Source organism: Williamsia sp. 1135, from assembly GCF_002095395.1.
Classification (GTDB): domain Bacteria; phylum Actinomycetota; class Actinomycetes; order Mycobacteriales; family Mycobacteriaceae; genus Williamsia.
In genome coordinates this window covers 283,487-295,072 of sequence record NZ_MJEI01000107.1, presented here as the reverse complement: position 1 = coordinate 295,072, position 11,586 = coordinate 283,487, and the positions used below count along the sequence as shown (strand labels likewise).

General features: G+C 65.2%; 10 protein-coding genes. 7 read left to right on the top strand and 3 right to left on the bottom strand.

Features of this window, described 5'->3' with window-relative positions; translation table 11 throughout:
* Nucleotides 1–20: 20 nt before the first annotated feature.
* The 3 genes from BFL43_RS27545 to BFL43_RS27535 all read left to right on the top strand — a co-directional run bounded on the left by BFL43_RS27545 (nt 21) and on the right by BFL43_RS27535 (nt 2,831).
* Entirely contained in the window at nt 21–986 is a 966-nt protein-coding gene (locus tag BFL43_RS27545; RefSeq protein ID WP_084896612.1) for an ABC transporter ATP-binding protein, read from the top strand.
* The gene (locus BFL43_RS27540) at nt 983–1,762 is read left to right on the top strand and encodes an ABC transporter permease (RefSeq protein ID WP_084896611.1); all 780 of its coding nucleotides are present in this window, start codon (nt 983–985) and stop codon (nt 1,760–1,762) included. The genes BFL43_RS27545 and BFL43_RS27540 overlap by 4 nt, the downstream gene beginning before the upstream one ends.
* A gap of 85 nt (nt 1,763–1,847) precedes the next feature.
* Nucleotides 1,848–2,831 carry a COX15/CtaA family protein gene (locus BFL43_RS27535; protein ID WP_084896911.1) on the top strand — a complete coding sequence of 328 codons (984 nt, stop codon included), beginning with the start codon at nt 1,848–1,850 and terminating at the stop codon, nt 2,829–2,831.
* A 10-nt stretch (nt 2,832–2,841) separates the two neighbouring features.
* On the opposite strand, the gene BFL43_RS27530 is transcribed toward BFL43_RS27535, so the two are convergent.
* Nucleotides 2,842–3,147, bottom strand: a complete 306-nt coding sequence (locus tag BFL43_RS27530; protein WP_084896609.1) for a hypothetical protein — start codon at nt 3,145–3,147, stop codon at nt 2,842–2,844.
* Nucleotides 3,148–3,209: 62 nt separating this feature from the next.
* Here BFL43_RS27530 and BFL43_RS27525 point away from each other — a divergent pair, with 62 nt between their 5' ends.
* Entirely contained in the window at nt 3,210–4,184 is a 975-nt protein-coding gene (locus BFL43_RS27525) for a quinone oxidoreductase (RefSeq protein ID WP_084896607.1), read from the top strand.
* A gap of 24 nt (nt 4,185–4,208) precedes the next feature.
* Here the strand turns inward: BFL43_RS27525 and BFL43_RS27520 are convergent, their stop codons facing one another.
* Nucleotides 4,209–5,417, bottom strand: a complete 1,209-nt coding sequence (locus BFL43_RS27520) for a DUF4878 domain-containing protein (protein ID WP_168176743.1) — start codon at nt 5,415–5,417, stop codon at nt 4,209–4,211.
* Nucleotides 5,418–5,545: 128 nt separating this feature from the next.
* Nucleotides 5,546–6,541 carry a heme o synthase gene (locus BFL43_RS27515; protein WP_240498541.1) on the bottom strand — a complete coding sequence of 332 codons (996 nt, stop codon included), beginning with the start codon at nt 6,539–6,541 and terminating at the stop codon, nt 5,546–5,548.
* A gap of 232 nt (nt 6,542–6,773) precedes the next feature.
* On the opposite strand from BFL43_RS27515, the gene tkt reads away from it, so the two are divergent.
* The 3 genes from tkt to zwf are packed head-to-tail and all read left to right on the top strand — an operon-like array spanning nt 6,774 to nt 11,555.
* Nucleotides 6,774–8,855, top strand: coding sequence for a transketolase (tkt, locus tag BFL43_RS27510; RefSeq protein WP_084896601.1), 2,082 nt, complete (start codon nt 6,774–6,776; stop codon nt 8,853–8,855).
* A 30-nt stretch (nt 8,856–8,885) separates the two neighbouring features.
* A complete protein-coding gene (tal, locus tag BFL43_RS27505; protein ID WP_084896599.1) occupies nt 8,886–10,010 on the top strand; it encodes a transaldolase in 1,125 nt (374 codons plus the stop codon).
* Nucleotides 10,011–10,016: 6 nt separating this feature from the next.
* Complete coding sequence (gene zwf, locus BFL43_RS27500; RefSeq protein WP_084896597.1) at nt 10,017–11,555, top strand: glucose-6-phosphate dehydrogenase; 1,539 nt, start codon at nt 10,017–10,019, stop codon at nt 11,553–11,555.
* Nucleotides 11,556–11,586 lie beyond the last annotated feature (31 nt).

Genomic DNA, 11,586 nt, shown 5'->3' with positions numbered 1-11,586 from the left:
GACGCTTACCCTTGGACGTTGTGAGTAGCCCCTCGTCCGCCGCCGGTGTCACCGGCGCTGCGGCGGCCGGTCCGGCCCTGTCGGTCAAGGGACTCGTGAAGCGTTACGGGGACACCACCGCGGTGGGTGGGCTCGATCTCGAACTCCAGACCGGGGAGATCCTCGCGATACTCGGCCCCAACGGCGCCGGCAAGACCACCACGGTGGAGATCTGCGAGGGATTCCAGTCTCCCGACGAGGGGGAAGTCACCCTGCTGGGGCTGGACCCCATCGCAGACAACGAGAAGGTACGCAGCCGGATCGGTGTCATGTTGCAGGGCGGCGGCGCCTACCCCGGTGCCCGCGCAGGCGAGATGCTGCGCCTGTGCGCGTCGTACTCCGCCGACCCGATCGATCCGGACTGGCTCCTGCACAACCTCGGTCTCGTCGAAGCGCAACGTACGTCGTACCGGCGCCTGTCCGGCGGGCAGCAACAACGCCTCGCCCTGGGATGCGCCCTGGTCGGACGGCCCGAGGTCGTGTTCCTCGACGAACCGACAGCCGGCATGGACGCCCACGCCCGGATCATGGTGTGGGAACTGATCGAACGTCTTCGGGCGGACGGGGTCTCGGTCCTGCTGACCACCCACCTCATGGACGAGGCCGAGGAACTTGCGGATCAGCTGATCATCATCGACCACGGCGTCGAGGTCGCAAAGGGCACGCCTGCCGAACTGACCCGGCGCGGCGCCGAGAACGAGTTGCGTTTCCACGCCCCTCGGGGCCTCGACCTCACGCTGTTGGAAACCGTTCTTCCCGAGGGCTATTCGTGCAGCGAGTTCTCCCCGGGTGGGTATCTGGTACGGGGTCAGGTGACACCTCAGGTGCTGGCCACGGTGACAGGCTGGTGCGCCAAGATCAACGTGCTCGCCACCGACTTGAGGGTCGAGACCCGAAGCCTCGAAGACGTTTTCCTGGAACTGACCGGACGAGGTATGCGCGGATGACCGTTCCCAACCGGTTCGCCGCCGGCACCTTCACCCCCCGCCCGAGCCCCGCACCCATCAGGACGATGATCGCCGCGCAGTCGCGTATCGAGTTGATGCTGCTGCTGCGCAACGGTGAGCAACAACTGCTCACGATTTTCATACCGATCACGCTTCTGATCGGTCTCTGCCTGCTCCCGATCGGTGACTTCGACGAGTCCCGCACCGATCTGTTCGTGCCGGCCATCATGACCGTCGCAGTGATGTCGACGGCGTTCACCGGTCAGGCAATAGCCGTCGGGTTCGACCGCCGCTATGGAGCGCTCAAACGGCTGGGGGCGACTCCCCTGCCGCGATGGGGCGTCATCGCCGGCAAGTCGATCGCCGTCGCGGTCGTGGTCAGCATCCAGGCGGTCATCCTCGGCGGTATCGGTGTGGCCTTGGGCTGGCGGCCATCAATTGCCGGACTTCTGCTGGGCATCATCGCCATCGCGGTCGGCACCCTGACGTTCTCGGCGATGGGACTGCTTCTCGGAGGCACCCTGAAGGCCGAGGTGGTACTCGCATTGGCCAATCTCCTGTGGTTCGCATTTCTGGGCATCGGTTCGATCGTGGTGCTCGGTGACCGCGTGCCGGACGCAGCGCAGTGGGTGGCCCGCTGTACGCCATCGGGCGCACTGAGCGAAGCCCTGCACCAGGCGACTGCCGGGTCGGTCGATCTCTTCGGCCTGGCAGTTCTCGCCGTCTGGGGCATCGTGTCCGGGGTCGCCGCCGTGAGGTATTTCAAGTTCACCTGAGAATCGCCGGTGAGGTCACCCCGCCGACGTCGATGAGGTTCACCTGAGGCCGGTGCGCATCGGACCGCAGCCTACGATCGGTAGCGTGTATCGCCTGTTTGTCCGGCTCGTCGACCGGCTCCCGCTCCCCTCGCTCCGCGTCCAGATCGGCATCGCCATCGCGGTGGTGCTGTCCCAGGCGGGCATTGCCGTCACCGGGGCCGTCGTCCGGGTGACGGCGTCGGGGTTGGGGTGCCCGACTTGGCCGCAGTGCTTCCCGGGTAGCTTCACGCCCGTCCAGCACGGCGAGGTGGCTGCGATCCACCAAGCGGTCGAGTTCGGCAACCGGATGCTCACGTTCCTGGTTGTGCTCACCGCCGCATTGATCGTCATCGCCGTGACCCGGGCGCGACGCAGGTACGAGGTCCGGGTCTATGCATGGCTGATGCCCGTGTCCACTGTCGTACAGGCTGTGATGGGCGGTATCACGGTACTGACGGGCCTGCTCTGGTGGACCGTGGCGATCCATCTGTTGCTGTCGATGGCCATGGTCTGGCTGTCGGTGCTGTTGTTGGAGAAGGTTCGTGAACCGGACGACGCCGTGGCGATCGCCGAGGTGCCTGCTGCGTTGCGTTGGCTCACCGTGCTGTCTGCCACTCTCATGGGTGCAGTGCTCGTCGCGGGGACGATGGTGACGGGTGCAGGCCCCCACGCAGGCGACAAGAGCATCGACAAGCCCGTTCCCCGGCTCGCGGTCGAGATCACCACGCTGGTGCATCTTCACGCCGACCTACTGATCGCTTACCTGTCGGTCCTCGTCGCGATCGGCTTTGCGCTGTTCGCGGTCGGTGCTTCGCGCAGGCTCAAGAAACGGCTCTATGTCGTCGTCGCGGTGGTGGCCGCGCAGGCTCTGGTCGGGGTGACGCAGTACATCACCGACATTCCGGCAGCGCTGGTGGTCGTGCACGTGGCGGGGGCCGGCGCGTGTGTCGCCGCAACCGCTGCGCTGTGGCTAGCGATGCGGCCGCGCCTGTCGCCGGTCGCTGTCGACCACACGAGTCCGGAGCGGTCACCCGCCGCTCTGAGCTGAGCCGGGGGGCTCAGGTGTTGGCGACCCAGCCCGCCATCTTGCGGTAGTGACCGGGCCGAACGTCCACCGAGGATGTCAACTCCCGGTCCCATTCTCCGATCTCCAGGCCTTCGACCCTGTCGACGATCGCCTTCGCGGTCTCGAGGTCTGCGACGACCTGGTCACCGAGGATGCCGCCCTGACCACCGACGAGGGTGATGCGAACGCCCGCTGCGCCGATGGGCTGGAGGACAGCGGTGGCCGAACCGCCCTCACGGGCCACGTACTTGGTGATCGCGGAGATGACGCCCTGGTGCTCACTCATGGAAAACAGCATAGAGCCGGGGTGCGGCGGGCCCGGTGAGAGGTCCGTTCATCCGGCCCGCGTACAACAGAAACATGCATGCGATACAGGTCAGTCAGCACGGTGGTCCCGACGAGCTCCAGCACGTGAGCGTGCCCGATCCGGAACCCGGCGCCGGTGAGATCCTGGTCCGCGTCTCCGCCACCGGGGTCAATTTCATCGACACCTATCAACGCTCAGGTGCGTACGCGATGACGCTGCCCTACGTCCCCGGCAGTGAGGGCGCCGGCGAGGTGATCGCAGTCGGACCCGAGGTCACGTCGCTCACCGTGGGCCAGCGGGTTGCCTGGTGCGACGCACCGGGCAGCTACGCGGAGCTCGTCGTCGTGCGCGCCGCGCGGGCGATCCCGGTCCCGGACGACGTGGACGATCAGGTCGCCGCATCGGCCCTGCTCCAAGGACTGACCGCGCACTACCTGCTGGACGGGTCGGCCCATCCACAACCGGGTCAGACCATCCTCGTGCACGCAGGTGCCGGCGGTGTCGGGCTGGTGCTCACCCAGATGGCGAAAGCGAAAGGGCTACGGGTCATCACAACCGTGTCCTCTGACGCCAAAGAGACCCTGTCGCGCGAGGCGGGCGCAGACGAGGTCCTGCGTTACGGTGACGACCTCGCTGACAGGGTGCGCGCACTGACGAACGGACGCGGAGTCGCGGTCACCTACGACGGGGTCGGCGCCGACACCTTCGAACAGAGTCTGGCCGCGACCGCCGTCCGCGGCTTCGTCGTGCTGTTCGGGGCGGCGAGCGGCCCGGTCCCGCCCTTCGATCTCCAGCGGCTCAACGCGGCGGGTTCGCTATCGGTCACCCGCCCCAAGCTCGGGGATTTCACCGCCGACGATGACGAGTTCACCTGGCGCGCCGGCGACGTGATCAGCGGAATCGCGGACGGCACCGTGAAAGTCCTTGTCGGCCACACGTACCCATTGGCCGACGCCGCACAGGCGCACCGCGACCTCGCCGCTCGCGCCACCACCGGTTCGGTCGTTCTGCTCCCGGGTCGGCCCTGACCTCCATCGGCGCCGTAGCTCGGCTCAGTCCGAGGTGAACGTCGGCGGGTCGGCCGAGAGGTCGACCTTGCCGTACAGGAACTCGTTGTCCTGTTCGGTCTTGTTCTCTGCGGGGCGATAGCTCGTCGCGGTGGTGCGGTACGTCACCGACCAGGGCAGCTGGCCGCTGACTGACACTTCTTCGGGATTGTCGTAGCCGATGCGGTACTCGAGTTTCGACAAGTCGGTCGGTGCGGTCCAGGTGGCCGACCCCGGCTCTGCGTTGTAGGCATACACATTCTGTCCGCAACCAGGTTTGTCCGCCGATGCGTCCGCCTGTTTGGAGAGAGCACAGTTGTCGAGGTAAGCCGTGATCGCCGACTGCACAGCGTTGCGGCCGGTACCGCTGAGCTCGGTGGTCAGCTGCGAGACACCGAAATAGGCCTGAGCCGACATCGGGAAGTCTTTGGCCTTGGTGTCGACGACGGTGAAGTTCTTGTCCGCGCTCCCCCACTCCATCGGGCCGGGGAAATAGTAGATCTTGGCTTCCTTGTCGACGGCCACACCGAATGCGGTGAGTTCGGGTATGTCCATGGACGGCGAGAGCTCCAGGCCGACTGCACCCTCATCCAAGCGCCACGAATCACCCGTCTTGTGGAGGATGAACGTCTCGTCGGCGTTGCGGTCGCCGTACTTGTAGGTCGCCTGCACAGTGGCCATGTCTCCGGCCTTGGTGGTGTCGACGATCTTGATGTCGGTGATCTTGGCGATCTCCTGCTGCTTCTTCAAGATGTCGTCGTTGAGCAGCAGATCCGACGGCGGCGCCTTCATGACTTCCAGAGCCTTCTGCGCAGTGCCATCGGACAGGGCCTGTAGGTAGGTCTTCACCGCGGCGTCGGGATTGCTGGCCGCGCCACCGCCTCCGGCGAGGGTCACCACGAGCGTCACGACCAACACCACGACGAGGAGCGCGGCGCCGGCGACCAGACCGATGATCAGGGGTTTGCGTGATCGCGGCGGAGGTGGCCCGCCACCCGGTCCGAAGCCACTCTGCCCCGCAGGCCACTGACCCGGTTGTGGCGGATAGGGCTGGTAGGGCTGGTAGGCCTCGCCCGGTGCCGGATGCCCATACTGCGGATTACCCGGCTGTGGCTGCCCGAAGTGAGGCTGACCGGCCACCGTCGGTTCTGAATACGGCTGCCATTCGGGTCCACCACCGGCAGGCCCGGACCCAGGTCCATGTGGATACGACACGATTCCCCCCAAGGAAGTTCGGCAACAGGCCCAGCGAGAAGCCCGAATCAACAGACGTTAACGCTCATCGCGTCCGGCACGCCCAACCGACCCCGGAAATGGGCCGACGATGTACCGAACGGATGACGTCAGAACAGGCTGGCGAGTGTCGGAAAGCCGATCACCGAGTCGATTGCCAGACCACAGAACACGATCGCGAGATATTCATTCGACTGCAGGAAGACCTTCAGAGGTGTGACCTCTTCACCCCTGAGCGTCGAACGGTAGAGCTTGTGGACGACGAAGATGAACCATCCGCCGGCTGCCAGGGCGACGGCGGCATAGATCCAGCTGGTCGCCAGGCACAGGATCAGAGTGCTCAGCACCGTGGCCCACGTATAGAAGAGCATCTGCCGCGTGACCTGGATCTCGGTGGCGATCACCGGGAGCATCGGGACTCCGGCAGCGCGGTAGTCCTCCTTGTAACGCATGGCGAGCGCCCAGGTGTGCGGAGGGGTCCAGAAGAAGATCACCATGAACAGCACCAGTGGTTGCCAGCCCAGGCTTCCGGTCACCGCGGCCCAGCCGACCAGCGTGGGCATGCATCCCGCGGCTCCGCCCCAGACGACGTTCTGCCAGGTCCGGCGCTTGAGCACCATCGTGTACACGAAGACGTAGAACGCGATGGTGGCCATCACCAGCAGAGCGCTGAGAAGGTTCGCCATCGTCGACAGAACGGCGAACGACCCCGCACCGAGCAGGATGCCGAAGATCAGGGCGCTTCGGGTGGACACCGCGTGCCGGGCCAGAGGCCGACGTTCGGTGCGTTTCATCTTCTGATCGATGTCCGCGTCGACCACCATGTTCAAGGTGTTCGCGCTCGCCGCACCCAACCAGCCGCCCAGCAACGTCCACGCCATCAGGGCGAGATCGATGTTGCCGCGATCTGCCAACAGCATCACCGGGATGGTCGCGACGAGCAGCAGCTCGATGACCCGGGGCTTGGTGAGCGCGAGATAAGCCAGCGCCGCACTCTGAATCCGCCGGCGAAGAGTTGTCGAGGTCGACACCGGCGGCGCCTCACCGCCACCTGTCGCCGGGGAGGAGGCGAAACCGTGTCCGCTCACACGTTCCCCAATCCGCACTAGATCTCCTGACTCGTCCATCTACTACAGAGAATGGTAGACGGCCGGGGTTCCATAACCAGAATCGAGGTCGAAACCCCACCACAGCGGCCTGTCACCCACCACAGTCGGCAGCGCAGCGACAATTCGCGTCCCGTATGCCACGACATCGAGCCGAGACGACTAGGCTGGTGTCGGGCTCTGCGTAGCCCCGCCCTGTACCGGAGTCGAGCTTGTAGGAGTTCACACGATCGTGTCAGCATCAGACGAAATTCGCGCGCTAACCCAGGCCTCTCATCCAGCTGACTGGAGCGAGGTGGACACGAAAGCGGTTGACACAGTACGGGTTCTGGCTGCCGACGCCGTTCAGAAATGCGGTAGCGGCCACCCCGGCACGGCCATGAGTCTGGCCCCACTCGCGTACACGCTGTTTCAGCGTGTGATGCGCCACGACCCCACCGACACCGATTGGATGGGCCGCGACCGGTTCATCCTCTCGTGCGGGCATTCGAGCCTGACGCTGTACATCCAGCTCTACCTCGGTGGTTTCGGACTCGAGCTCGAGGACATCGAGGCGCTGCGCACGTGGGATTCGAAGACGCCGGGTCACCCCGAATACCGACACACCCGCGGCGTCGAGATGACCACCGGCCCTCTCGGCCAAGGACTCGCTTCCTCCGTCGGCATGGCGATGGCCGCCCGCTACGAGCGCGGTCTGTTCGACCCGGATGCTCCGGTCGGCGGCAGCGCCTTCGACCACTACATCTATGTCATCGCCTCGGACGGTGACATCGAAGAGGGCGTCACATCCGAAGCCAGCTCGCTGGCCGGTACCCAGCAGCTCGGCAATCTGATCGTCTTCTACGACAAGAACCACATCTCCATCGAGGACGACACCGACATCGCGCTGTCCGAGGACGTCGCGGCGCGTTACGCGGCGTACGGCTGGCACGTGCAGCACGTCGACGGCGGCGAAAACGTGACGGCCATCGAAGAGGCCATCGAGAAGGCCAAGGCAGTGATCGACAAGCCGTCGATCATCGTCCTGCGGACGATCATCGGCTTCCCCGCCCCGAACAAGCAGAACACCGGTAGCGCACACGGGTCAGCGCTCGGTGACGACGAGGTCGCGGCGACGAAGAAGCTCCTCGGTTTCGATCCGGACAAGACCTTCGACGTGTCCGACGAGGTCATCGGCCACACCCGTGCGCTGGTCGAACGCGGCGCCGAGCAGCGTAAGGCCTGGGAGAAGTCCTTCGACGAGTGGGCCGAAGCAAATCCCGACCGCAAGGCATTGCTCGACCGGCTCAACGTCAACGGGCTGCCCGACGGCTGGACCGACGCCCTTCCGAAGTGGGAGGTCGGCGACAAGGACGTGGCGACCCGTTCCGCCTCGGGCAAGGTGCTGTCCGCACTCGGTCCGATCCTGCCCGAATTATGGGGCGGCTCAGCCGATCTCGCCGGCAGCAACAACACGACCATCGACGGCGCCGCATCGTTCGGTCCCACGTCGATCAGCACCAAACAGTGGAGTGCCAATCCTTACGGCAGGACGCTGCACTTCGGTATCCGCGAGCACGCCATGGGTGCGATCCTCTCGGGCATCGTCCGTCACGGTCCGACGCGCGCTTACGGCGGCACCTTCCTGCAGTTCGCCGACTACATGCGACCCGCGGTGCGGCTGGCTTCCCTGATGAAGACCGACCCCATCTACGTCTGGACCCACGACTCCATCGGGCTGGGTGAAGACGGTCCGACCCACCAGCCGATCGAGCACCTCGCAGCCCTGCGGGCCATCCCGGATCTGGATGTGGTCCGCCCCGGTGACGCGAACGAGACCGCCTACGCCTGGCAGCAGATCCTGCAGCGTCGCCACAACCCGGCCGGGCTCGCCCTGACCCGCCAGAACCTGCCGATCCTCGAGGGCACATCCGCGGAAGGTGTGGCCAAGGGCGGGTACATCCTCTCCGAAGCCGACGGTGACCCCCAGGTTGTCCTGATCGGTACCGGTTCCGAGGTCTACCTCGCAGTCGACGCGCAGAAGGCACTGAAGGACAAGGGAATCGCAGCTCGGGTTGTCTCGATGCCCTGCGTGGAATGGTTCGACGAGCAAGATCAGGCCTACCGCGACTCGGTCATCCCCCCGAGCATCAAGGCCAGGGTTTCCGTCGAAGCCGGAATCGCCATGCCGTGGTACCGGCTCGTAGGGGACGGCGGCGAGATCGTGTCGATCGAGCATTACGGCGCTTCGGCCGACTACAAGATCCTGTACGAGAAGTTCGGTATCACCGCCGAGGCCGTCACCGCCGCCGCCGAGCGCGCACTCGCCAAGTAACGACTCCCCCACCAAGAATTGGAGCGCACGATGAGTGAACAGAACGCCAATCTTGCTGCACTGTCCCAGGCCGGCGTATCGGTCTGGCTCGACGATCTCTCGCGGACCCGGATCAAGTCCGGCAACCTCGCCGAGCTGATCGCCACGAAATCCGTCGTCGGCGTCACCACCAACCCGTCGATCTTCCAGGCCGCCCTCTCCAAGGGCGACGCCTACGACGAGCAGGTGAACGAACTCGCCGCCCGCGGCGCCGACGTCGACGCGACCATCCGGACGGTCACCACCGACGACGTCCGCAATGCGTGCGACATCCTGGCTCCGCAGTACGAGTCGTCGAAGGGCGTCGACGGACGGGTGTCGATCGAGGTCGATCCCCGACTGGCACACGACTCGGACAAGACCGCCGCGCAGGCAGTGGAACTGTGGAAGATCGTCGACCGGCCCAACGTACTCATCAAGATCCCGGCCACCGAGGCGGGCATTCCGGCGATCGCGAAGACGATCGCCGAGGGCATCAGCGTCAACGTGACCCTCATCTTCTCCGTCGAGCGCTACGAACTCGTCATGGGTGCCTTCCTCGACGGTCTCGAGCAGGCGGCGGCCGCCGGCCACGACATCTCCAAGATCCACTCGGTCGCGTCGTTCTTCGTCTCGCGCGTCGACACCGAGATCGACAAGCGGCTCGACGCCATCGGTTCGGACGAGGCCACGGCGCTCAAGGGCAAGGCTGCGCTCGCGAATGCTCGCCTTGCGTACGCCGCCTACCAGCAGGTGTTCGAGAAGGATGACCGTTTCGCTGCGCTGGCCGCCAAGGGTGCCAACGCCCAGCGGCCGTTGTGGGCATCGACCGGCGTAAAGGATCCGGCATACCCGGACACCCTCTACGTCGGCGAGCTGGTCGCGCCCGGAACCGTCAACACCATGCCGGAGAAGACGATGGACGCCTTCGCCGATCACGGTGAGGTGAACCCGGATTCGATCATCGGCCAGGGCCCGGCATCGCAAGAGATCTTCGACAAGCTCTCCGCCATCGGCATCGACATCACTGACGTGTTCGTCGTCCTCGAGAACGAGGGCGTCGAGAAGTTCGAGGCGTCGTGGAAGGAACTGCTCGACGCCACAGCTGAGCAGTTGGCCGAGAAGTCGAAGGGCTGAAAGACATTGCCCGACCGCAACTCTGATTGGGTCAACCCACTCCGAGATGAACGGGACAAGCGGCTTCCCCGGATCGCCGGACCATGCAGTCTGGTCATCTTCGGCGTCACCGGGGATCTGGCCCGCAGGAAGCTGATGCCCGCGGTCTACGATCTCGCGAACCGGGGGCTGCTGCCGCCGGGGTTCGCGCTGGTCGGTTTCGCCCGCCGCGATTGGGATCACGAGGACTTCGGCCAAGTCGTGCACGACGCGGTCCGGGCCAATGCCCGGACCCCGTTCCGCGAAGACGTCTGGGAACGGCTGAGTGAGGGATTCCGGTTCGTTCAGGGCACGTTCGACGATCCCGAGGCCTTCGACAAACTCCGTGACACGCTCGGTGAGTTGGACGAAAAACGCGGTACCGACGGCAACCACGCGTTCTATCTGTCGATTCCGCCGGCGGCGTTCCCGGTGGTGTGTGAGCAACTCTCGCGGTCGGGGCTCGCGGACCAGTCCGAGGACAAGTGGCGACGGGTGGTCATCGAGAAGCCGTTCGGCCATGATCTGGAAAGTGCGAAAGAGCTCAACAACGTGGTCAACACGGTGTTCCCGGAGCATTCGGTCTTCCGGATCGATCACTACCTCGGCAAGGAAACCGTCCAGAACATTCTCGCGCTGCGCTTCGCGAATCAACTGTTCGACCCCGTGTGGAGTTCGCACTACGTCGACCACGTCCAGATCACCATGGCCGAGGACATCGGCCTCGGTGGTCGCGCCGGTTACTACGACGGCATCGGCGCCGCACGTGATGTGATCCAGAACCATCTGATCCAGCTGATGGCTCTGATCGCGATGGAAGAGCCGATCTCGTTCGAACCGCACGAGCTGCAGACCGAGAAGATCAAGGTGCTCTCGGCCACCCGCAACATCTTGCCGCTGGACGAGAACACCGCCCGGGGTCAGTACGAGGCCGGATGGCAGGGCAGCGAGCCGGTCCCGGGTCTCAAAGACGAAAAAGGGTTCGCCGCGGATTCGACGACCGAGACCTTCGCCGCGATCGCGGTCGAGGTCGACAGCCGCCGATGGGCCGGGGTTCCCTTCTACCTGCGTACCGGAAAACGCTTGGGGCGTCGGGTCACCGAGATCGCACTCGTGTTCAAACGGGCCCCACATCTGCCCTTCGATCAGACGATGACCGAAGAGCTGAGCCAGAATGCGCTGGTGATCCGTGTGCAGCCCGACGAGGGCATCACGCTCCGCTTCGGCTCGAAGGTTCCTGGATCGTCCATGGAAGTGCGGGATGTCAACATGGACTTCTCCTATGGCCAGGCGTTCACCGAGTCCTCCCCCGAGGCCTACGAGCGGTTGATCCTCGATGTCCTGCTGGGCGAACCGTCACTGTTCCCGGTCAATGCCGAGGTCGAGTTGTCGTGGAAGATCCTCGATCCCGTCCTCGAACACTGGGCTGCGACGGGCACACCGGACGGCTACGAATCGGGCACCTGGGGCCCGAAGTCCGCCGACGAGATGATGACCCGCAACGGGCGGGCCTGGCGTCGTCCTTGATTTCCCGGTAGTCGTGCCTCTTGGCGAAGGA